Origin of the sequence: Xenorhabdus ehlersii (assembly GCF_003610465.1) — a bacterium.
Lineage (GTDB): Bacteria > Pseudomonadota > Gammaproteobacteria > Enterobacterales > Enterobacteriaceae > Xenorhabdus > Xenorhabdus ehlersii.
On record NZ_RAQI01000002.1, the window covers coordinates 761,558 to 784,973 of the forward strand.

Here is a 23,416-nt window from a genome sequence, read left to right on the forward strand (position 1 = left end):
TAGGAGGTTATCATATGATAGACTGATAATAGTGTATTAAAGTTTTTTATCTAATCACTGTACCCCCTATTAATGATGGGTTTTGTCATCTTGAAAAGAAGTTGTGTATACTTCCCCAACCTTCAACCAATTTAAAATTGTAATGGCACAAGATAACCACTTAGCACTTGTATGCGCACTGAGTAAATGGATAGAAAACCATCTTGGCCGTGTCATTCATCTTGAAGAGCTTGCTGCTTATTCTGGCTATTCACTTTGGCACATGCAGAAAATATTCAAGGAAGTTACCGGCATATCTCTTGGGAAGTACATCCGTCAACGACGCTTAGCTGGCGCTGTTTATCTGTTGAAAAATAGTTCTTTGCCTATTTTTGATATTGCCCTGGATTTCGGGTTTGGCTCCCAATCCCATTTCACCTATATGTTCCGTAAAGAGTACGGCATTACACCTTATGATTTTCGCCAAAGTACAGATATTGAACTTGAAGTTAAGCTTCCACTACATTTAACTTACAACTGCGAATCATAAAACTTGGTATCGTTAGCGGCCATTCATCATGGCCGCCATGTCTCAACTTACTTATATCCACTTCTTCTTTCCGAAAAGCATCATTCTGTTTTTATATAGCTTGATATTGTTAAACATAAATCGTTATTGATATTTTTCGACCAATGCCAGAGCTATCGCTTCCGTTTCTGCATCGGGAATGCCGCTAATGTCTGACGGGCGAAAATGCATCTGAAATGCTTGAATAGTTTTATAAGTGGCGCTATCCAAAACTCCCGTCTGAGGGATACTATAACCATAAAGGGCCAGTGCTTTCTGAACTGATATTACTGACGCCGGCATACCCGCTACCCTACCCGCCAAATATTTATTCACTGTTGCATGATCGGGCCAAGCACCAATCCCCTGTTCATAAAGTTCACGCCACGGAAAAACAGGTCCAGGATCTTCTTTTCTCAGTGGTGCAATATCGCTATGACCCACAACATTCACAGCCTGGATCTTATGCCTGTGCATAATCTCTTTTGCCAATCTGATAACTGCGTCAATTTGTAATGGGTGATATGAACACCATTCTTTTTTAATAAACTCTTGTTTAAATCCGCAATTGACAATTTCAATACCAATAGAATAGCGGTTCAAACTTTGGTATCCATTCCACTCACTCTTTCCCGCATGCCATGCCCTTTCCTTTTCTGAAACCAATTGGAAAATAATCGGCTCTTTATCCTGATACCTCGGTTGCGAAGGAATAAGGTAATGAATACTAACGCGGCCCCCCGTTAATTCCCGTAAAGATCTTTGATCATCTAACGCAGTATAGTGAAGGACAAGAAATCTAATTGAGTCAATATCTTGCTTGGTCGAATAAGGATAGGAATGGTCAACAATATAACCATTTCTACTTTCTCGCTTAGGGGAATAAGAACAACCAATCAACAACGTGATAAAGATGCATATTATTAATCGTTTTATCATGATCGGTCAGCTATTTTACAGAAAAAGATAACATTATGATGATTATATATTAGATCAAACAAAAAGAGATGTGGTGTTCTTTTACTTATCCGCATGTTTTTAAGAACAAATAAAAGCCAGCTATTCGCGGAACGAACGAATAGCTGGCTAATAAAGTTACTTGATACGAGCCATCTTTTGTTACTGATATCCTATAGATAGACTATATAGACATTTCAGTATCAGCAATTACTTTTCTCGCCATTATGTGGTGCATCATTATCCCAAATACCTTTTTCAACTTGCTGTTGGATCTCTGGGTAGCTATTAATATTGAATGTCGGTAATTTGCCTGATTTTCTCTGCTGGTTATAATCTTTCGCCAGTTTCATCGCGATACCTGACAACATAAGTATGGCAATCAAGTTAACAATAGCCATACACGCCATTGATAGGTTAGCCATATTCCAAACCAGAGGCACGTCCGCCAATGTACCAAACATCACCATACCCAACGCAGCCAACCGCAGAATAAATAAGCCAGCAGTGTGGTTACGTTCCAGGAATATCATGTTGCTTTCAGCATAAGCGTAATTGGCAATAATCGACGTAAAGGCAAAGAAGAAAATCGCAATCGCAACGAACATCGTTCCCCAATGTCCAACAGCGGATGACAATGCTCGCTGAGTTAATTCAATCCCACTGATCGCAGTAACATTTTCGTTAAGAACACCAGAAGAGAGGATAATCATAGCCGTCGCACTACAGATAACGATGGTATCCATAAATACCCCCAACATCTGCACATAACCCTGAGAGGCTGGATGTGGTGGATATGGAGAAGCTGATGCTGCCGCATTTGGCGCAGAACCCATCCCCGCTTCATTCGAGAATAATCCGCGTTGAACCCCCTGAAGCATTGCCTGGGAAATGCCGTAGCCTAATGTTCCCGCTATCGCCTCCTGAATGCCAAAGGCACTCTTGATAACCAGTGCAAATACCGCTGGGATACGTTCAATATTGTGGCCAACAACCCAAAGTGCCAGAATAAAATAAGTAATCGCCATAAATGGTACAACAAATTCCGCTACCCGAGCGATAGAACGCAGCCCGCCGAAAATAATTACACCACTGATAATGACTAATACGATACCGACATAAATTGGTTTGATATTAAAAGCAAAGGCAGCCGCTTCCGCAATTGAGTTTGCCTGAACAGCATTAAATACAAGACCAAACGCGATAATAAGGAAGAATGAAAACAGAATTCCCATCCATCGCTTCTTCAACCCTCTTTCCATGTAGTAAGCCGGGCCACCGCGATAATTTCCTTGATCGTCTTTCGTCTTGTACAACTGGGCAAGCGTGCTTTCCACAAAGGCAGTCGCCATACCAATAAATGCCACTACCCACATCCAGAAAACAGCCCCTGGTCCACCGGCAGTAATTGCAATGGCAACTCCTGCTAAGTTACCGGTTCCTACACGAGCAGCAAGGCTGGTACACAAGGCCTGAAAAGATGAAATGCCAGAATCATCCGACTTATTACTATTTTTCAGAACTGAAAACATGTGGCCAAATTGGCGAAGTTGTATAAAACCAGAACGCAGTGTGAAGTAAAGACCAACCCCAAGGAGAAGGTATATCAGTACATAGTCCCAAAGAATGTTGTTAATGAAGTTAATCAGATCCGTCAAGATATTTTCCCCTTACTAATTAGCAAACATTAGCTGACCATAGTGCCGTATTCGGCGAAATTTTATTGTGCTTAATTCCTTTTATAATTAACAAGCAACATAATTCTGTATACGAAAAACACAGAGATACAAGCCATTAAAGCGGAAAGAATGTAACACAATATTTATTTCAATGGGTAACTTTTAATGAAATTTTTACATTTACTTTAGCATTATTGAACATTTGTCTTGTTATCCATAAACGCTTCATTTCTTATTTCAAGCCATTTAATTACATTTTTAGCACAAAAAATACCCAGAAATTTTATTCCCATATATAAGTAAGAAGCATAGATAAATTAACAATTGGACTCAAAATACGAAACCAGTTGGCAACCAAAATACAACCTATTAAAAACAGCGTCAATCTAATACCTATTCCAATGCCCACAACATATAGAACATATGTTAATTAGAGGTTATTAATGTCATGCCAAACAAAATACATAGAACAAATTTAGATAATCACGCACTGCTATATCACTAATGTAGTAATAACCAAATTCATTAAAAAAATTGGGGTAATTACAAAATTTAATCTTGAAATTTCTAATATTTACGGAAACATATAGTAATATTTCACTTAAAATGAGATTATTAAATTTTAATACTGTGATAGTTGGAAAAAGCCACCATTGCATATTAAAATTTTCAGTTGTTATTTTTACAATAGGAAACAACAATAACAGGTTAATAATATATTAATGATCCACTATCTGGCCATCAGATAATCTGCAAGTGAGGTTATAATTGATGTTAGAGCGAAAAAGAAAGAATCCCGCAGACAACATACTGCCCAAGAGAGTTTACAGAGGAAAATCAAAGTATGAATATCATCCTGCAACAGGTGGTTCAATCTCTATCTGCTGTTTGAGCTCACCAGTATCTGTTGTTTGGAAAGAATACAATAAGATTGTGGAAAAAATAGAAAAAAATAGCACGTAGAGCCTAATATATGTCGAAGTTAATAAAAAACGGGAGCCATCACTCCCGTTAATGATAACACCATAACCTCCATCTGAATAAAATTCAGTCATCACAACAAAAATAGCCTGTGTTACAAAATATTATCTTACTCTCTATCATAAAGAACGCATTTTCCCTTAAATACAAAACAATAAGATAATCTAATATTTAATTTTTGGAATTTAACATTATATTCCCAATATCCATATCATCATTAATATCTATATACTCATACTAAATAGGTATCAAGCTGTCCTTTCCTTTAGGAATATGGTCTTCCCAAATTCGTGCTACGATATAAATCACCCCATACATTTGTTAAAACAAGACAGTAGACGACGGAGCGGTGCTTATGCGCATAAGTAATATAATGAAAGCTATTGTTATTCCTACTCTAGAACGTGACCGCTCGGTATTTGAAGATAATGGCACTCCGAGGATCAAATTTGCCGATATTGATGGTGATGGCGCCAAAGAACTCATTGTTTCCAAACTTACAGCGGGTTCTGGAAATTATCTTGAAGTCGATGCACTCAAAATTTCCAAGAAAAATGTCAAGCTTCTCACCCGTATCTATATAAACGGAAACAATGATCCTATTAAGTCACTCCATGCAGTATGCAAAAGAGGAAAATGCATAGACGGTAATTGTCAACATAGTTGGCCCCATTAATGAATTTAAGCAGACCGTTTTTCTCGCTCGGGATTCAACGTCACTGCTTCTACCCACTGCCAGTTTCTTGTGCGGCGCGACCAGCGTTCCGGGTGTGTGAGCTTAGCTTGACGATAAACGGCATCCCGCTGTTTTAAAATTACTTTGTCTTCACCTCTGTGCCGTTGACCCGGTGTCACATAATTTATCCCGCTATGACGGTGCTCCTCGTTATACCAGTCGGTAAAATTATCCCCCCAGACACGCGCTTGTGTCAGAGCATTGAAGCCGCTCTCCGGCCACGCCGGCACATATTTCAGCGTCCGGAACAGCGATTCTGCATAGGCATTATCATTGCTGACCCGTGGGCGGCTGTGTGATGGCGTAATAGCCAGTTCCTGAAGTTTGACCTGTAGGGTTTGTGATTTCATCGCGGCACCATTGTCAGCATGCAGTATCAGTGGTTCACGCCAGCCTTTCTCCTGCCAGACTGTCTGTACCAGCTCCGCCGCTAACTCACCACTCTCGGCTTCATGGACTTCATAACCGACAATTTTCCGGCTGAAAATATCGAGTATCATATACAGATAAAACCAGCGGCCTTTTACCGTTGACGGGATCCAGGTAATATCCCACGCCCAGAGCTGATTTGGCGCTGTCGCTTCCCATGTGGTCGGTTTCCCTCTTTTGTCTGCCGTGCGCTTCCGCCCACGCTGGTGAACCTCACCATGACGTCGTAATGCTCGATAAAAAGTGGATTCACTCGCCAGATAGATGCCGTTATCGGCTAATCGTGGCACGATTTGGGACGGTGGTAAGCTGGCATATTCCGGCTGGTGACAAACGGCCAATATCTGTTGCTCTTCTTCTGGGGTTAATCGGTTTGCCGACTTGGGCCGGACAGCCAACGGCCGCCGGTCTTCCGGGTTCTTTTGCCAGCGCCGCCAGGTGCGCAGGCTCAAAGGGATCTCTTTAAGCGCGACCGTCAACCGGGCACCCGCCTCGGCCGCCTTGCTCACCGCATCTCTAATCACCTGACGATCCGCAACACCGGTCAGTCTTCCTCGTTGTCCGTCCCGAAGTGTGCCTGCAACGTCTTTCGCAAAACCAGTATCGCTGCCGCCTCCGCCAGGGCTTTTTCCTTACGGGCCAGTTCACGTTTCAGTTGTTTGTTTTCTTTCTGGCTCTGTTTTAATGCCGCCTTATCGTCACGGGCAGGCACTTGTAAGAACACCTGTTTCCACTGCTGAATTTGCTCAGGATAGAGCCCTTTTTTACGGCAATATTCGGCTAATTCAGTGGCACTGAGTGTGGCCGTTTCAATAATGACCGCCAGCCGGGCTTCTGCGGGCCATTGTTCTGGGGTTTTGTCTGCGCCGGGCACGGGTTTTCCTTCTGCTTTTGCCTGATTACGCCAATTATACAGGGTGGCTTCCGATATGCCTTCCATCTGTGCAACGGCGGCGACAGTCATGTTGTACGGCGGTAACAATTTAGCCAGCGCGGCAGATTTACGCTCGGGTGAAATACGTGTCATTTTTTTCTCTATCAGCGTTGTTAGTGGGGGTGACAACTATGCTGACAGAGAGGGTAGAGCAGAAACCTTAATAATCATCTCCTCACTTAAAATTGCTATCCGCTGAGATTCGGCACAAGCGTTGAATTATGTACTATTGTTAATGTTGTCGTTCCTGTTAAAGTTGTCACCACTATCGTGATATAGTCGCTCAAGAGGAAATTATGAAACATCTTTTATTATTGCCAATTTTCCTTACCCCATTCTTCTCATATGCCGCACATGCTAATGCAGATAAAACTGCAGAAATTTATTGTAACTTGTTCGGGAAAGCCTCTGTAGAAGCATTTAAAACCCATGACTCACCCGACACGATAGCGCAAAAGGCGTTCAATGAATTAACTAGCAAGGGATTTGATCTTAAAGAGATCCATAGCAACAAGGATGAATTTATTACATCTATCAAACAAACTGTCACAGAAGTCAGAAAAAATAAACAAGCCTTCCTAAGCACGCGTCATTTTGACGAATCACTGGATAAATCTGTTGAGGCATGTAAAGTACAAACAAAACATGCTTTATCTAACAGTACAAAATAAAATCTTCTTGTAGAGCGACGTACTATATTATAGTGTCGCTCTATTCGCTGTGTGAATATTTTCCCAATCCAATGTTTTTCTTTAGGAAAAAGGTCATAGGCGGAGTAACCATCTGCACAGTAAAGCTTGATGTTAAAAGGGGTTAATAAATCCAGAAGCTTGTTGAGTGTTTCCCAACTCCGATCCCTCAAGACATGGGCAATGGCACATTTAAGACGTGGCTCCCGAGACAAGTTGCTCTTTCATGCCAGGTTTACAGGCTTGATAGGTATACGTCATTTAAAAGGTCTTGCGGCAGGCATAACAGTGATACCGAGGTTGCCCCCTATTTCCGGTATCATGACCTTTTACATCATCTGGTTTATGACAATAATGACAACAAATTTCAACAGTAGCCATGTCTTATCGATTAAATAGAGGAAGTATATCATAACCATCTAACTATTGGAGGCATGACCTTACATACTTATGCAATTTATCTTCCAACATAAGGTTAAATAGGACGAATGAGTTTTAGTTTTTCAATGGTAATGCTATACCCAATATTAAAAACAATAAAAGTACTAAAAAAGTATTTATTAATACAGAGAAGCGATATTGAAAAGGTGATTTTTTCTTATTGTCCTGATTAGACTCTGCTGTATCTAACAAGAATTTATTATTATCAATTTCAGCAAGTATTGCTTTTGCGTGCTCTATATCAGCATGGTGGACAAGCAGTTTAACACCACCAAATGCCTGGGAATACATATAGTTATTCCATACAATACCTTCATCCATCACTATTGCATAAATATCTTCTGATAACATCCTGCCCAAAACGATGTAGGCATCTATTGGCGATAGGAAATTCGCTAATAATTGCATATTTCCTCTCTGAGGATGACTATTCCACATAAGCACACCATGATCAGATGATTTATAAATCAGTATAGCCTATCATTGCATTATCCTTTCATTGTTTAATGATAACAAAACGGTCATGACTCTAAGGGGTCATGTATTCAAAGCGTTGATCGCCCTCAAACATAATATTCACGTTCAATGAAAGTGCCGATGATTTTGTCATGCATTTCAGGTGATTTTGAATAACCGAGGTTTTTCACAAACTCCGGTTTGTTGGGGATATCTGCGCCGTTCTGGTCTTTAGCTAAACGAGTATTGGCATTGTCATTTGCATTGTTGGCATTTTGATTATCCGCTAATGCTATCACCTCCAGTTTTCAAAAAAATCCGTGATGAGACAGATCTCAAATGGGATAAAGGAACACCACCTAGTTTCCATGAGCAAAGGTCACTATCGGAACGTCTCTATCGAGAACAAGGAGTCGATACGAAAACATTACTAGGGCATAGGAGCCAATCAATGACGGATAAGTACCATGATGATAGAGGTAAAGGTTGGGCTGTTTTGGCAGTGAAATAATGGTCAAATCACAACCTGTTTTACAGAAGATTTTTTACATCGCTAAAAACAACGGGAACCATTAAGTCCCCGTTATCTATTTCAATCAGTGACTGTTACATGTGAGAAATGATAGCATCGCCGAACTCGCTACATTTCAGCAGCTTAGCATCTTCCATCAGGCGCTCAAAATCGTAAGTCACGGTCTTCGCGGCAATCGCGCCTTCCATTCCCTTAACGATGAGGTCTGCGGCTTCGAACCATCCCATGTGGCGTAACATCATTTCAGCGGAAAGGATCACAGAACCAGGGTTGACTTTATCCTGACCCGCATATTTAGGTGCAGTACCGTGTGTTGCTTCGAACAACGCGCATTCGTCGCCAATGTTTGCGCCTGGAGCAATACCGATGCCACCCACCTGTGCAGCCAGGGCATCAGAAATGTAATCACCATTCAGGTTCATACAAGCGATAACATCATACTCCGCCGGACGCAGCAGGATCTGTTGCAAGAAAGCATCTGCAATGACATCCTTGATAATGATATCTTTGCCATTTTTAGGATTCTTGATCTTAACCCACGGACCACCATCCAACAATTCTCCGCCGAATTCAGTGCGAGCCAGTTCATAACCCCAGTCTTTGAAAGCACCTTCAGTGAATTTCATGATATTGCCTTTATGAACCAGAGTGACTGATTCACGGTCATTATCAATGGCATATTCAATCGCGGCACGTACTAAACGTTTAGTGCCTTCTTCTGAGCAAGGTTTTATACCAATACCACACTGTTGAGGGAAACGGATCTTATTAACCCCCATTTCATCTTGCAGGAATTTAATCACTTTGTCCGCTTCCGCTGAACCTGCTTTCCACTCAATACCCGCATAAATATCTTCAGCGTTTTCGCGGAAAATAACCATATCGGTCAATTCAGGCTGCTTAACAGGGCTTGGCGTGCCTTGATAGTAACGTACCGGACGCAGGCAGACATACAGATCCAATTGCTGACGCAGTGCGACGTTCAGCGAACGGATACCACCACCTACTGGTGTTGTCAGAGGGCCTTTGATAGCAACACGGTATTCACGGATCAAATCTAACGTTTCATCTGGCAACCAAACATCTTTACCATAAACATGCGTGGATTTCTCACCTGTGTAGATTTCCATCCAGGAAATTTTGCGCTCACCGCTATACGCTTTCTGAACCGCAGCATCAACAACTTTTAGCATGACCGGCGTAACATCAACACCAATGCCATCCCCTTCGATATAAGGGATAATAGGGTTATTCGGAACACTTAATTTACCTTTGGCATCAATAGTAATTTTTTTACCTTCCGCCGGAACAACTACTTTGCTTTCCATTAACCTCTCCTTTCAAATAAGCGCAATGCCTTGTTAATTTTTTGTAAGGGACGTGTCAATATTACTTGAATATTCTGCAAACGCCAACGGTCACAGATTTAAGGTATAATACGCCCCTTAATTTTTAACTATGGCTTATCATGACAAATATCTCTTTTAAAAAACGCCAACTTAACCGATTCAGCCAGAGAAAAAATAACAGAACCATAAAAAAACTAATCGGCCCTCGTCGGGTGTTGATTTTTAACAAACCTTATGATGTCTTACCCCAATTTACCGATGAGGGGGGAAGAACAACGTTAAAAGATTTTATCCCGTTTACTGATGTCTATGCCGCTGGTCGTCTGGATCGTGATAGTGAAGGTTTGCTGGTGTTGACCAATGATGGCAAATTGCAGGCTAAATTGACTCAACCCGATAAAAAAACCGCTAAAGTTTATTATGTTCAAGTCGAGGGCATTCCTGATGAAACGGCTCTGAATAAACTTCGTAACGGCGTTTTATTGAAAGATGGTTCGACTTTGCCCGCCGGCGCTGAATTAGTGGAAGAGCCTGAATGGCTCTGGGAGAGGACACCTCCTATCCGGGAACGAAAAAGCATTCCGGTCAGTTGGCTTAAAATTACATTATATGAAGGACGCAATCGGCAAGTACGTAGGATGACCGCTCATGTGGGTTATCCTACACTGCGCCTAATCCGTTTTAGTATGGGTTCGATACAATTAGACTCACTATCCCCTGGAGAATGGAGAGAAATTAATCTTGTTTAGTCCACACGTCACGGTTGCCTGCATTGTTCATGCAAAAAATAAGTTTTTAGTTGTTGAAGAGTTGATCAACGGCAAGCCTCTGTGGAATCAACCCGCAGGCCATCTTGAAGCGGATGAAACATTACTAGAAGCCGCTGAACGGGAATTATGGGAAGAAACCGGAATTCGTGCACAACCACAAGCATTTTTGAAATTGCACCAATGGATTGCACCGGACAGAACCCCATTTATCCGTTTTCTATTCTTGGTTGAAATGGAAGAAATCATGGACACCAATCCACAAGATAACGATATCCATTGCTGCCACTGGTTAAGTGCAGAAGAAATCCTTAATAGTTCACAGTTACGCTCCCCTCTGGTCGCCGAAAGTCTTCTTTGCTACCTGGAGCACAAAGCTTATCCACTATCGATACTGGATTATTATGGTTCACCTTTCGTCAAATGAAGACGTTTGGTGCACCTTGGTTGCCAACGTGCTAAAGTATTGCGTTTGTTTTTTTCCGCAGTGAGATATATCCATGTCAGATAACAGCCAGAAAAAAGTCATTGTCGGCATGTCCGGCGGTGTTGATTCATCCGTTTCCGCCTACCTTCTGCAACAGCAGGGCTACCAGGTTGCTGGCCTGTTCATGAAAAACTGGGAAGAAGACGATAGTGAAGAGTATTGCTCGGCTGCCACCGATCTTGCCGATGCCCAAGCCGTTTGTGACAAACTGGGCATAGAGCTGCATACCATCAATTTTGCAGCCGAGTATTGGGATAATGTATTCGAACATTTTCTTGCTGAATATAAAGCAGGCAGAACCCCAAATCCGGACATTCTTTGCAATAAAGAAATCAAATTCAAAGCATTTTTAGAGTTTGCCGCAGAGGATTTAGGGGCTGACTATATCGCAACCGGGCATTATGTCCGTCGCCGGGATGTGAACGGCATGAGCCAATTGCTCCGTGGCCTGGATGACAACAAAGATCAAAGCTATTTCTTATATACCTTAAGCTACCAGCAAGTTGCCAAAAGCCTGTTTCCTGTAGGGGAATTGGAAAAACCCGAAGTACGCCGCATTGCCGAAGAAATTGGCCTGGTCACTGCAAAGAAAAAAGATTCGACGGGCATCTGCTTTATTGGTGAGCGTAAGTTCCGTGATTTCCTTGGGCGCTATTTACCCGCCCAGCCTGGCCCAATTATGACCGTGGATGGACAGACCATCGGCCAACATATTGGCTTGATGTACCATACACTCGGCCAGCGCAAAGGACTAGGGATTGGGGGAACGAAAAATGGCAGTGAAGAACCCTGGTATGTCGTTGATAAAGATGTCGAGAATAACATACTGATTGTTGCCCAAGGCCATGAGCACCCTCGCCTGATGTCTGTCGGTTTGATTGCCCAGCAACTTCATTGGGTTGATCGCCAACCCCTGCAAGCAGAAATGCGCTGTGTAGTCAAAACACGCTATCGTCAGCATGATATTCCCTGCACTGTCGTCCCTCTGAGCGAAGGTAAAATTGAGGTTCGTTTTGATAGCCCTGTTGCCGCTGTCACCCCTGGTCAATCAGCCGTGTTTTATCAAGGTGAAATCTGTCTCGGTGGTGGCGTGATCGAACAACGTATACAGGAGTAGTTGTGGCTAAAAATTATTACGATATTACACTGGCTCTGGCAGGTATCTGCCAGTCAGGCCGTCTGGTACAAAAACTTGCCCATGAAGGCCAGTGTGATACTGATGCTTTTGAGATCATGATCAACAGTGTCCTGAACATGAATCCAACATCCACGCTGGATGTCTTCGGCAATAACGCCTGCAACCTGCGTGTTGGCCTTGACGCCATGTTGGGTATGTTCAATGGTTCACATAGTGGCGTTTCTGCCGATCTTACCCGCTATATGCTGAGTTTGATGGCACTGGAACGTCGCTTGAATAAAAATCCATCTGCCGTCAATCAATTAGCAAATCGCATTGAACAATTAGAACGCCAGCAAGTTTATTTTGAACCTATGTCAGAGGGAATACTCAACGCCCTGGCTGGAATTTATGTCGATGTTATCAGCCCGCTGGGACCACGCATTCAGGTGACGGGTTCACCTGACGTATTACGTAATTCGTTGATTCAGGCAAAAGTCAGATCTGGGTTGCTGGCCGGTATCCGCAGTGCCGTTTTATGGCAACAAATTGGCGGTAGCCGCCTGCAAATCATGTTTTCTCGTCAGCGCCTGCTCCAACAGGCAAAAGAGATCCTTGCTAACTGTTAGATGATAAAAACTGTTAGCGAAAAACTGTTAAATCTAAGCTGTTAAACATAAATTGTTAAATAAAATCCGGGAGTTGCTACCAATGGAATTATCCTCACTGACCGCTGTTTCTCCAATTGATGGCCGTTACGGCGATAAAGTCAGCGCACTACGCGCTATTTTTAGTGAGTTCGGCTTACTAAAATTCCGTGTGCAAGTCGAAGTACGTTGGCTGCAAAAACTGGCCGCAACAACAGAAATCAAAGAAGTTCCTGCTTTTGATGCCAACGCAAACGCTTACCTCGATGAAATTATTGCAAATTTCAATGAACAGGACGCATTGCGTATTAAAGAAATTGAGCGCACAACCAATCACGACGTTAAGGCTGTTGAGTATTTTCTGAAAGAAAAAGTCGCGCATATCCCCGCCCTGCATCAAGTTGCAGAATTTATTCATTTTGCCTGCACATCAGAAGATATTAATAACCTGTCGCATGCCTTGATGCTAAAAACAGCCCGTGAAGAAGTTCTGCTGCCTCAATGGCGCCAAATAATCGATACCATCACATGCATGGCACATGATTATCGCGATCTGCCACTGCTATCGCGCACCCACGGTCAACCTGCCACTCCTTCCACTGTCGGCAAAGAATTTGCTAACGTGGCCTATCGTATGAAGCGTCAATTCCGTCAGCTTGAGCAGGTAGAAGTTCTGGGCAAAATCAACGGGGCGGTTGGTAACTACAATGCCCACTTGTCAGCCTATCCACAAATTGACTGGCACCAATTCAGTGAGTCATTTGTGACCTCTTTGGGGATTCAGTGGAACCCGTATACCACTCAAATTGAACCCCATGATTACATTGCAGAACTGTTTGATTGTGTGGCGCGTTTCAACACTATCCTCATCGATTTTGATCGCGATATCTGGGGCTACATCGCCTTGAACCATTTCAAGCAAAAAACCATTGCCGGGGAAATTGGTTCTTCTACTATGCCACATAAAGTCAATCCAATTGATTTCGAAAACTCAGAAGGAAACCTGGGCATGGCAAATGCGGTCCTAGGACATCTTGCCAGTAAACTGCCTGTTTCTCGCTGGCAGCGTGACCTGACAGATTCAACAGTATTGCGTAATCTGGGCGTAGGTCTGGGATATGCATTGATTGCTTATCAATCCACTATGAAGGGGTTGAATAAGCTGGAAGTCAATGAACAGCACTTACTGAATGAACTGGATAGCAATTGGGAGGTATTGGCAGAGCCTATCCAGACGGTCATGCGCCGTTATGGCATTGAAAAGCCGTATGAAAAACTGAAACAACTGACTCGTGGTAAACGTGTTGATGCTGAAGGTATGAAAGCGTTTATTGATGGCCTTGAGCTTCCTGAAGCGGAAAAAGAGCGCCTCAAATCCATGACGCCAGCAAATTACATTGGATACGCTACTTCACTGGCTGACCAGTTAAAATAACCTGTGTTTATCCACATAAATGGGCGGGTTCTATCCCGCTCATGCGCGATTTTTGTGCTGCAATTTCACACCAACTGCGTAATCCTAACAGACTCCCTGCCGCCACGTGGCAACCTGAATACTATTGAGTATATGAACTTATATAGAAGTTAAATAAATTGTAAATTTATTTGCTATTTCAACCTAACCATTTGTTTTTAAATGCACCAATCATTAATATACCAACAAAAGCTAAATAGTTACTATACTTAGTTTACTCATAATCATATACCTATAATTTTATTTAATCTTTATTGACGAAATTGATTACTTAGCTATTTTAAATTTATTTGATAAACATTAATTACTGATTAGCATAAGGAATCATTATGCGGATATTGATCGTTGAAGATAACGCATTACTTCGCCATCACTTAACCGTACAATTACGGGATATTGGACATCAAGTTGATGCTGCGGAGAACGCTAAAGAAGCAGATTATTATCTTAAAGAGAGTCACCCTGATATTGCTATCGTTGATTTAGGATTACCGGGAGAAGATGGCCTTAGCATGTTACGGCGCTGGCGCAGTGAGCAAATTAATTTACCTGTCCTTGTTCTCACCGCTCGTGAAAGCTGGCAAGAAAAAGTCAATGTGCTAAACGCGGGCGCTGATGATTATGTTACTAAGCCCTTTCATCTGGAAGAAATTAATGCCCGCATACAAGCATTAATGAGACGCAATAGTGGTTTGGCGTCACAGTTAGTTGAGATATCACCATTTTTAATCAATCTCTCAAGAAAGGAATTTTCTATCAATGAAACCAATATTAAGTTGACCGCCTTTGAATACATTATTATCGAAACCTTAATGCGCAATAATGGCAAAGTTGTTAGTAAAGAAACGCTAATGCGACAATTGTATCCAGACGCTGAATTACGCGAGAGTCATACAATTGATGTATTAATGGGGCGTTTGAGGAAAAAAATATTGAATGAATGGCCGGAAGAGGTCATTGTCACTGTTCGTGGTCAAGGGTATCGCTTCGATGTGAAATCTTATAATGCTTAAGTTCTCTGAAAAACCTTTTTCTTTGAGAACACGGTTTCTCATGGCTACGGCTGCTATTATTCTTGCATTGACACTATCATATGGCATTGTTGCTATCGCTGGATATTTAGTCAGTTTTGACAAAACAAGCTATTCCATACTCCGTAGCCAAAGTAATCTCTTTTTCACATTAGCCAGATGGCAAAATAACAAGCTAGAAATCCTTGTTCCCAAAGATTTTTCCATGAATTACCGCTCATTAGCACTGATCTATGATAATGATGGGAATATTCTTTGGCGTCAGAATAATGTGTCTGAATTGGAAAAAATGATTGATCCTGATTGGCTGAAAAAAGATGGCTTATATACACTAGAAGCGTATTTTAAAGAAAAAGGGGATTTTTTCTATAATCCAACAACACCAAATCAAGATAATGCAAAAAAGGCAGAAAATGGTAAGGACGTGTTATTAACCTACTCAGTTGCTGTAAATATTTATCCTGCCACTAACAAACTGCCTGCCATAACCATTGTTATCATTGATACCATCCCACAAGATGTACAGGAATCAGCAAAAGTATGGGAATGGTTTGGATATGTGCTAATTGCTAACTTACTTCTTATCATTCCATTAATCTGGCTTGCCGCTGACTGGAGCCTTAGACCAATAAAATCCTTAATTACCCAGATCAGTTCATTAGAAAATGGGGAAAGGAAAGAACTGGATGAGAATCCTCCCACGGAATTAAAAGGGCTGGTCAGAAATTTAAACAACTTGCTATCCAATGAACGTAAACGTTACGCAAAATATCACACGACACTCTCGGATTTGACGCATAGCCTGAAAACACCTCTAGCGGTATTGCAATCAACCCTGCGCTCTCTGCGTCTCCCTCAAAAGCTGACCATTGAACAAGCTGAACCCATTATGCTTGAACAAATTGACCGGATATCCCAACAAATCGGCTATTATCTACACAGAGCCAATATGCGCAGCGACCACAGCTTACTTCTGAGACAAATTTCTTCTGTCCCAATCTTGCTGGATGGACTAATCAGTGCCCTAACCAAGGTATATCAACATAAGGGCATCAAAATTATGCTAGATATCTCTCCTGAAGTAACATGGCTAGGGGAAAAAAATGACTTTCTGGAAGTGATGGGAAACATTCTGGATAATGCTTGTAAATATTGCCTAAAATTGGTGAAAATCACCGCCACAATGGGAGAAAATTCAGTCACCATTATTGTCGATGATGATGGATTAGGTGTTCTCCCTGATGAGCGAGAAATGATTTTTCAGCGGGGATTACGAGCTGACACATTACGATCAGGCCAGGGCCTTGGCTTATCGATAGCGTCTGAAATTGTCGAACAATATGCAGGTGATATTAGCATTGATGATAGTCCACTTGGCGGCGCCAGGATGAGCGTGATATTTCGCGCCCAGCATAATGCGGCCACCACACAATAACGATCAGGCGATCGTTAGCACAATCTTAAAATATTTCAACCAAATCTGATATCGTCATTGACTATTCGTTATAATAGCGCGAAATTCACTTCTCACTTCAGGATGTCACCATGGATTATCAGCTAAATCTGGACTGGCAAGCGTTTTTGCAAAACCATTGGCAAAAACGACCATTGCTGATTAAACAGGGTTTCCATCAGTTTATTGATCCCCTTTCCCCCGATGAGCTGGCGGGACTGGCGATGGAAAATGAAATCGATAGCCGTTTGGTCAGTCAGAAAAATGGGCGCTGGGAAGTTTCCCACGGACCATTTGAAACCTACGACCATTTAGGCGAAAAAAAACTGGTCTTTGCTTGTACAAGCCGTTGACCATTGGCATATCCCCTCTTCTGCGCTTATGAAGCCATTCCGTGTACTGTCTGACTGGCGCATGGATGATTTGATGATCTCGTTCTCCGTACCCGGCGGCGGTGTCGGCCCACACCTTGACCAATATGATGTTTTTATCATTCAAGGAAAAGGGCGCAGACGCTGGCGGGTAGGTGAAAAAATTTCCATGAAACAACATTGCCCTCACCCTGATTTATTGCAGGTTGAGCCTTTTGAGGCAATTATTGATGAAGAGATGTTACCGGGCGATATACTCTATATTCCACCGGGTTTCCCACACGAAGGCTATGCTATTGAGGATTCACTGAACTATTCTGTAGGATTCCGAGCCCCCAATGCCCGTGAATTATTTAGTGGATTTGCTGATTATATTCTGGCAAACGAGCTGGGAAACCATCGCTACAGTGATCCTGGACTGACATTCCGTGATAACCCAGCCCAAATCCAGACAAACGAGTTGGACACACTGCGCTCAATGATGCGTGAATTGTTGGAACAACCAGAAACTTTCCAACATTGGTTTGGTGAATTTATCTCTCAATCGCGCCACGAATTAGATCTGGCACCGCCTGAACCTCCTTATGAGAGCGATGAGATTTATGATTTATTGAAACAAGGTGAAGAATTAAATCGATTGAGTGGCCTGCGCGTCCTGCGGGTTGACGAGCAATGTTTTGTCAATGGGGAATTGATGGATACCCCTCATATTCATGCCACTGATGCCCTTTGCCAATATGACAAAGTTAATGCTGAACTTCTGGGCGATGCTATCGATGATGTCCGATTTATCAGCCTGCTTACGGCCTTAGTCAATAGCGGTTATTGGTATTTTAATGATTAATCCAGACCACGGGGCAAGATGGATTGCCCCTTGTTTTTTCTTAATGACAGCGTGTTATTCAGGCAGTACATGACTTCCGTGACTTACCGTCAATTCAGCAATCCGCATAATCACATTAACTGCTTGTTCCATGCCTTCCAGTGAAATAAATTCGTGCTTGCTATGATAATTATATCCACCTGTGAAAATGTTTGGACAAGGGAGGCCACGATAAGATAACTCTGCGCCGTCAGTCCCACCACGGATCGGCTGGATTATCGGCTCAATATGACAATCCAGTATTGCTTGTTTAGCAATAGCAATAACATGGGGATATTTAAGTATTTCGCTATGCATGTTGTAATAATCATCATCAATCGCCAGCTCAATGTAGCAGTCTGGATGCAATCCTTCTCCGACATTTTCCGCAATGGCAATGAGTTTTTTTTTGCGCTTTTCAAAATTAGCCCTGTCAAAATCCCGGATAATGTAGTGCATCTCGGCACGCTCAACAGTACCTTTCATGTTATCCAAATGGTAAAAACCTTCATAGCCTTCCGTCTGTTCAGGTGTCTCTTCAACAGGCAAGGCATGGTGAATGCGCATAGCTAATGTCAATGCGTTAACCATGACTCCTTTGGCACTGCCCGGATGAGCCATATTACCCACAATCTTGATGATCACGGATGCAGCATTGAAATTTTCAAATTCCAATTCCCCCATGCCACCTCCATCAACGGTATAGGCCCATTCTGCGCCGAAAGCTTCTATATCAAAATAGTGCGCTCCCTTGCTAATTTCTTCATCTGGCGTGAATGCAATCCGAATATCACCATGTGGAATATTTCTCTGTCTCAAGCGTACCATTGCGGTAATAATTTCAGCGATCCCAGCTTTATCATCAGCACCCAACAGTGTTTTTCCATCGGTCGTAATTAATGTTTTTCCCAACAAGCTATGTAATACAGGGAACATGACTGGCGACAACACTTCATCTCCCATCCCTAACGCAATATCACCCCCACGATAGTTTTCCACAATCTGGGGATTAACATGCTTACCGGAAAAATCCGGTGAGGTATCGAGGTGGGCAATAAAACCAATGACTGGAACTGGTGTTGCAACATTTGCTGGCAATGTTGCCATAACACATCCCCGTTCATTGAGAGTGACATCGGCAAAACCAAGCTGGATCAGTTCGTTGTATAATACCTTGGCAAGATCCAATTGACCGTTACTACTGGGAATGGTTTTAGCGGATGGTTTTGATTGAGTATTAAATGCAATATATTTAAAAAAACGCTCTAATAATCTATCCATCTTCTTCTCCCTGGTTCATGTGAATTTATTATAAAAAGATGGATAGCTTAGGCATTGCGTCAAGTCAGCTTTTCTCCGCCTTCATCTGCTGAATTAAGGATTGAACATATTGCGTAACTATTTTACTGGCATGACCATAATGTTTTTCATCAAACAAATTTTCGACCTGGCTAGGTTCAAGATTCAACTCAACAGTATGTGCTCCAGACAATTTAGCCTCATGTACAAAACCCGCAGCCGGGTAAACATGGCCCGATGTTCCGATAGCAATAAAGATATCGGCATCAGCTAAAGCAGAATAAATCTGTTCCATCCCCAATGGCATTTCCCCAAACCACACCACATGAGGGCGCAATGAGGACGGGAACTGGCAACAATGGCAACGATCTTCCATAGTGAGATCAGTCGTCCATTCAACTAATTGTCCAGATTGACTACACCGAACTTTCAGTAATTCACCGTGCATATGCAGAACTCGATGACTTCCCGCACGTTCATGCAGATCATCAATATTCTGTGTCACCAATAAAAAATGGTCACCAAGCTCATGTTCGAGTTCCGCCAAGGCATAATGTGCAACATTAGGCTGGATATCCGGTTGCTGTAACTGCTTTCGACGTGCATTATAAAATGCCTGAACCAGCTCAGGATCACGCTGAAAACCTTCCGGAGTCGCAACATCTTCGACACGATGTTCTTCCCACAGGCCATCGGAAGAGCGAAATGTTTGAATACCTGACTCAGCAGAAATTCCTGCTCCCGTCAGTACCACCACATAAGGTTTTTTTATTTTATTTGCCAATCGGATATCCCTGTAAAAGTTTTGTCTATGTAATCGCTGTCGCTGTAATCGCCTAATTCGGTAAAATTTACTGTGCCGATGAAGAACCCGCATAGATTATTTCCTTAATGTGTTTTTAGTATGTTCTTTCAGCTGATTCATTTTACCGATTCAACAATATACGATAGCGTGCTTAGATACGCGTTGATACCCCGATATACTATTGTCCACTCAAAATTCGCGCTGGATCAAGTTTACTGGCCCGACGAGCAGGATACCAACTCGCCAACAAGCTTAATACTAATGCCGTTAACAGAACATAGAGCACATCCATAAGATGCAATTCTGACGGCAGAAAATCGATAAAATAGATATCTCCTGAAAGGAGTTGGTGTCCAAGCAGCTTTTCTAACCCTTTAATGATAGCCGTCAAATTTAATGATGTGAAAATCCCGACAACGGCACCAATTATGCTGCCTATCATGCCTGTCAGTAACCCATACCATAAAAAAATTGCCCTGATATGACTATCCTTGGCCCCCAAAGTACGCAAGATAGCGACGTCACTGCTTTTATCCTTCACGGCCATAATCAATGTTGAAATAATATTAAAGCAAGCAACACCAATAACCAGCACCATAGCCAAATACATAATGCTACGTACCATCTGGATATCGTTGTACATATAACCGTAATCTTTTATCCATGTGCTGATATACACATATTTTCCTGTCGCGTTACCTGCATCCCACACACGCTGCTCTGCGGCAAAAACATCATCTGCTGTAATGGCAATACCTGTAATTGCATTACCGTAATCCAGATAGTTCTGGGCATCAGGCAAAGGAACAAGGGCCAAACTGTGATCCAACATGCCACTCAACTGGAAAATACCCGCAACGTGTAAACGGATGCGTTTAGGCTGCAAAAGTTTCAGGCTTGCATCATTATTGGGTATCATGACCGTCACCCAATCACCTTGTTTCACGCGCAGTGAATTAGCCACCCCCTGCCCTAAAATCACCTGATTCTTTCCCGCCCTGAACGTTTTCCAGGCCCCATGACGCACAAACTGAGGTAAGGTACTCACATCCATCTCGGTATCCAGATCGACGCCACGTACCTGTATAGCATGAAGTTTTTCACCGCGTTCCATCAGGCCAGTAAACTCAATATAGGGAGAGGCTCCGGCAATACCTGACGTCTGTCTTACCCGCTTAAGGGCTGTTTCCCAATCTTGGAAAGGCTGCTCCACAGCATAAATTTGTCCATGTGGCACAACGGAAAGTATCCGGTTTTTCAGTTCTCGTTCAAAACCATTCATGGCACTCAGGCCAATAATCAGTACCGCTACACCCAGCATGATACCCAGCGTCGAAATGACAGAGATCAAGGAAACCATTCCTGAACGACGTCGGCCACGACTAAATCGTAAGGCGATAAATAATGCAAGAGGCAGATTTACCATTACATCTCCCCCGCCGCCAGGGTTAATTCATCCTGCAAATACCCATCACGCATTTCTACCTGACGTGCCAGTTGCTTAGCCAACTTCAGATCATGGGTGACAACGAGAAACGCAGTGCCTTGCTGTTGGTTCAATTCTTGCAAAAGCTGAAATACACTGTCTGCATTTCGTTGATCAAGGTTACCCGTTGGCTCATCTGCCAATACCAATGACGGTTCATTTACCAGTGCGCGGGCAATTGCGACACGTTGGCGTTCTCCCCCTGACAGTTCAGATGGCCGATGATACGCCCGATTTTCCAACCCAACCGCCGCCAGCATATCCAACGCTTTTGGTTGAGCACGGTGTTTCTGGCCACCAATCAGGAGTGGCATTGCAACATTTTCCAATGCAGTAAAATCAGGCAATAAATGGTGAAACTGATAAATAAAACCAATTTCTCTGTTACGTAATTCTGCCCGTACCGATGAAGACATTTGGTTGAGTGATTGCCCTTTGAACAGAACTTCACCAGATGTCGGTGAATCCAAACCACCAAGTAAGTGCAAAAGCGTACTTTTACCAGAGCCAGAACTCCCGACAATGGCCATTATTTCGCCCTGTTGCATGGAAAAAGTGACATTCTTTAATACTTCTGTAGAAATTTTTCCTTCCTGATATTTTTTGCACAGTTGATGACACAGTAATAAAGGGTGTTTACTCATAACGTAAAGCCTCAGCAGGTTGGGTGGCAGCCGCGCGCCAGGAAGGGTACAGCGTCGAGATTAAGGAGATCAACATGGCACAGATGGCAATCATCATCACTTGCGTAGTGTCAATCGCAACAGGTAACTGAATACCCTCAGCCAGCAAACCGATAATTGGCATGAGATTATTTAACTGACTGGAAAGCAATATTCCCAACCCTGTTCCCAGTACAGCACCAATAATGCCGGCTCCCGCTCCCTGGATCATAAAAATGGCCATCACCTGACGACGGGTCAGTCCTTGCGTCTGCAAGATAGCGATTTCACCCTGTTTTTCCATCACCAATAAAGAGAGAGAAGTAATAATGTTAAAAGCAGCAACGGCAATGATCAGGCTCAGCAATAACCCCATCATGTTTTTCTCCATGCGAACCGCCTGAAAGAATTCCCCTTTGCGTTCGCGCCAATCTTTCCATATCAACCCTTTTGGCAGAGTTTGCTGGCTCAACTCATCTACTGATAATGGCTCATTCAGAAACAAGCGCCAGCCGGTAATATTACCAACGGGATAGCGTAGCAATCTGGCCGCATCCTGTTGATTAACTAACATTTCCGTACTATCGGCTTCACTGTTGGCGAAAAATACACCCGCTACAGTGAATAAACGCTGGCTGGGAATTCTGCCCATTGGTGTTAACTGGCTGGCACTCGGCACGATAATACGGATTTGATCACCCCGTTTTACTCCTAATTTAGCCGCCAATTTTTCGCCCAGAATGACAAAATAACCTCCGGGTTGTAGTTGGCTTCGATTAACATTAACAAGGTGTTCTGCCAATGGCGCATATTCGCCCTGGTTAATGCCTAACATGACACCAACCCCCACATTGTGGAGACTCTGTAGCACCACATCCCCTTGTACGATAGAAGTCATGCGATTAATCCCCTTTAATCCCACAAGCTGACTACTCGGATGTTCAACCGGATTGATAGCGCCTTTTTCCGATGTAATGATAGCCTGCGGCATAAAGCCCAGGATGCTACTTTCTAATGAGCGCTCAAAACCGTTCATGACTGACAATACCGTAATCAAGGCCGCCACACCTAGCGTAATGCCAATCGCTGACAACCATGAAACAAAACGGCCAAATTTATCGACCGCCCGCCCGCGCATATAGCGCAATCCTATAAATAATGAGACAGATTGAAACATGAAATCTGTTACGCCCCTGTTGCCAAAGCAAAGTGTTCGGGGATAATA

General features: G+C 42.8%; 20 protein-coding genes and 4 pseudogenes. 12 read left to right on the forward strand and 12 right to left on the reverse strand.

Annotated elements, in window-relative coordinates:
- Positions 1-142 precede the first annotated feature (142 nt).
- On the forward strand, positions 143-529 hold the full coding sequence (locus BDE27_RS09410; RefSeq protein WP_099118784.1) for a helix-turn-helix domain-containing protein: 387 nt from the start codon (positions 143-145) through the stop codon (positions 527-529).
- A gap of 123 nt (positions 530-652) precedes the next feature.
- Here BDE27_RS09410 and BDE27_RS09415 read toward each other — a convergent pair whose 3' ends face one another.
- Together BDE27_RS09415 and BDE27_RS09420 are read right to left on the reverse strand one after the other, a co-directional pair.
- A complete protein-coding gene (locus BDE27_RS09415) occupies positions 653-1,483 on the reverse strand; it encodes an N-acetylmuramoyl-L-alanine amidase (RefSeq protein WP_187652306.1) in 831 nt (276 codons plus the stop codon).
- A gap of 224 nt (positions 1,484-1,707) precedes the next feature.
- Positions 1,708-3,162: an alanine/glycine:cation symporter family protein gene (locus BDE27_RS09420; protein ID WP_099131381.1), complete on the reverse strand. Its 1,455-nt coding sequence runs from the start codon at positions 3,160-3,162 to the stop codon at positions 1,708-1,710.
- 1,405 nt (positions 3,163-4,567) lie between these two features.
- On the opposite strand from BDE27_RS09420, the pseudogene BDE27_RS09430 reads away from it, so the two are divergent.
- Positions 4,568-4,840: pseudogene (locus tag BDE27_RS09430) on the forward strand (PliI family lysozyme inhibitor of I-type lysozyme); the annotation flags it as partial.
- Positions 4,841-4,845: 5 nt separating this feature from the next.
- Here the strand turns inward: BDE27_RS09430 and BDE27_RS09435 are convergent.
- Positions 4,846-6,356, reverse strand: a protein-coding gene (locus BDE27_RS09435; protein ID WP_099131384.1) for an IS3 family transposase whose coding sequence is annotated in 2 segments (ribosomal slippage) — positions 4,846-5,894 and positions 5,894-6,356 — 1,512 coding nt in all. Because the reading frame shifts where the segments join, the coding sequence is not laid out codon by codon here.
- 203 nt (positions 6,357-6,559) lie between these two features.
- On the opposite strand from BDE27_RS09435, the gene BDE27_RS09440 reads away from it, so the two are divergent.
- Positions 6,560-6,934: a hypothetical protein gene (locus BDE27_RS09440; RefSeq protein WP_099131385.1), complete on the forward strand. Its 375-nt coding sequence runs from the start codon at positions 6,560-6,562 to the stop codon at positions 6,932-6,934.
- Here BDE27_RS09440 and BDE27_RS20405 read toward each other — a convergent pair.
- The 3 genes and pseudogenes from BDE27_RS20405 to BDE27_RS20410 all read right to left on the reverse strand — a co-directional run.
- Positions 6,853-7,167 (reverse strand): IS1 family transposase, encoded by a 315-nt coding sequence (locus BDE27_RS20405; RefSeq protein WP_099131386.1) that lies wholly within the window; start codon positions 7,165-7,167, stop codon positions 6,853-6,855. The two genes, BDE27_RS09440 and BDE27_RS20405, sit on opposite strands and share 82 nt — an antisense overlap.
- 280 nt (positions 7,168-7,447) lie before the next feature.
- Entirely contained in the window at positions 7,448-7,831 is a 384-nt protein-coding gene (locus BDE27_RS09450) for a putative signal transducing protein (protein ID WP_099131387.1), read from the reverse strand.
- A gap of 125 nt (positions 7,832-7,956) precedes the next feature.
- Positions 7,957-8,037: pseudogene (locus BDE27_RS20410) on the reverse strand (IS1 family transposase); the annotation flags it as partial.
- A 119-nt stretch (positions 8,038-8,156) separates the two neighbouring features.
- On the opposite strand from BDE27_RS20410, the pseudogene BDE27_RS19910 reads away from it, so the two are divergent.
- Positions 8,157-8,360 (forward strand): annotated as a pseudogene (locus BDE27_RS19910) (site-specific integrase); the annotation flags it as partial.
- Positions 8,361-8,455: 95 nt separating this feature from the next.
- Here the strand turns inward: BDE27_RS19910 and icd are convergent.
- Entirely contained in the window at positions 8,456-9,709 is a 1,254-nt protein-coding gene (gene icd / locus BDE27_RS09465; protein WP_099131388.1) for an NADP-dependent isocitrate dehydrogenase, read from the reverse strand.
- Positions 9,710-9,849: 140 nt separating this feature from the next.
- Here icd and rluE point away from each other — a divergent pair, with 140 nt between their 5' ends.
- From rluE to BDE27_RS09505, 8 genes and pseudogenes are all read left to right on the forward strand, one after another.
- Complete coding sequence (gene rluE, locus BDE27_RS09470; protein ID WP_099131389.1) at positions 9,850-10,479, forward strand: 23S rRNA pseudouridine(2457) synthase RluE; 630 nt, start codon at positions 9,850-9,852, stop codon at positions 10,477-10,479.
- Positions 10,472-10,924 (forward strand): NUDIX hydrolase, encoded by a 453-nt coding sequence (locus tag BDE27_RS09475; protein ID WP_099131390.1) that lies wholly within the window; start codon positions 10,472-10,474, stop codon positions 10,922-10,924. The genes rluE and BDE27_RS09475 overlap by 8 nt, the downstream gene beginning before the upstream one ends.
- 73 nt (positions 10,925-10,997) lie before the next feature.
- Entirely contained in the window at positions 10,998-12,101 is a 1,104-nt protein-coding gene (mnmA, locus tag BDE27_RS09480; protein WP_099131391.1) for a tRNA 2-thiouridine(34) synthase MnmA, read from the forward strand.
- 2 nt (positions 12,102-12,103) lie between these two features.
- On the forward strand, positions 12,104-12,730 hold the full coding sequence (gene hflD, locus BDE27_RS09485) for a high frequency lysogenization protein HflD (protein WP_099131392.1): 627 nt from the start codon (positions 12,104-12,106) through the stop codon (positions 12,728-12,730).
- 82 nt (positions 12,731-12,812) lie between these two features.
- Positions 12,813-14,183, forward strand: a complete 1,371-nt coding sequence (gene purB / locus BDE27_RS09490; RefSeq protein WP_099131393.1) for an adenylosuccinate lyase — start codon at positions 12,813-12,815, stop codon at positions 14,181-14,183.
- A 368-nt stretch (positions 14,184-14,551) separates the two neighbouring features.
- Positions 14,552-15,235: a two-component system response regulator PhoP gene (phoP, locus tag BDE27_RS09495; RefSeq protein ID WP_099131394.1), complete on the forward strand. Its 684-nt coding sequence runs from the start codon at positions 14,552-14,554 to the stop codon at positions 15,233-15,235.
- The gene (gene phoQ, locus BDE27_RS09500; protein WP_099131395.1) at positions 15,228-16,688 is read left to right on the forward strand and encodes a two-component system sensor histidine kinase PhoQ; all 1,461 of its coding nucleotides are present in this window, start codon (positions 15,228-15,230) and stop codon (positions 16,686-16,688) included. The genes phoP and phoQ overlap by 8 nt, the downstream gene beginning before the upstream one ends.
- Before the next feature lie 110 nt (positions 16,689-16,798).
- Positions 16,799-17,921: pseudogene (locus BDE27_RS09505) on the forward strand (ribosomal protein uL16 3-hydroxylase).
- 54 nt (positions 17,922-17,975) lie between these two features.
- Here the strand turns inward: BDE27_RS09505 and pepT are convergent.
- The 5 genes from pepT to lolC all read right to left on the reverse strand — a co-directional run bounded on the left by pepT (position 17,976) and on the right by lolC (position 23,368).
- Positions 17,976-19,220 carry a peptidase T gene (pepT, locus tag BDE27_RS09510; RefSeq protein ID WP_099131397.1) on the reverse strand — a complete coding sequence of 415 codons (1,245 nt, stop codon included), beginning with the start codon at positions 19,218-19,220 and terminating at the stop codon, positions 17,976-17,978.
- A 64-nt stretch (positions 19,221-19,284) separates the two neighbouring features.
- Positions 19,285-20,115, reverse strand: a complete 831-nt coding sequence (gene cobB / locus BDE27_RS09515) for a Sir2 family NAD+-dependent deacetylase (RefSeq protein WP_099131398.1) — start codon at positions 20,113-20,115, stop codon at positions 19,285-19,287.
- Positions 20,116-20,221: 106 nt separating this feature from the next.
- Complete coding sequence (lolE, locus tag BDE27_RS09520) at positions 20,222-21,469, reverse strand: lipoprotein-releasing ABC transporter permease subunit LolE (protein WP_099131399.1); 1,248 nt, start codon at positions 21,467-21,469, stop codon at positions 20,222-20,224.
- Positions 21,469-22,173 (reverse strand): lipoprotein-releasing ABC transporter ATP-binding protein LolD, encoded by a 705-nt coding sequence (gene lolD / locus BDE27_RS09525; protein WP_099131400.1) that lies wholly within the window; start codon positions 22,171-22,173, stop codon positions 21,469-21,471. The genes lolE and lolD overlap by 1 nt, the downstream gene beginning before the upstream one ends.
- Entirely contained in the window at positions 22,166-23,368 is a 1,203-nt protein-coding gene (gene lolC / locus BDE27_RS09530) for a lipoprotein-releasing ABC transporter permease subunit LolC (RefSeq protein ID WP_099131401.1), read from the reverse strand. The genes lolD and lolC overlap by 8 nt, the downstream gene beginning before the upstream one ends.
- Positions 23,369-23,416: the final 48 nt, after the last annotated feature.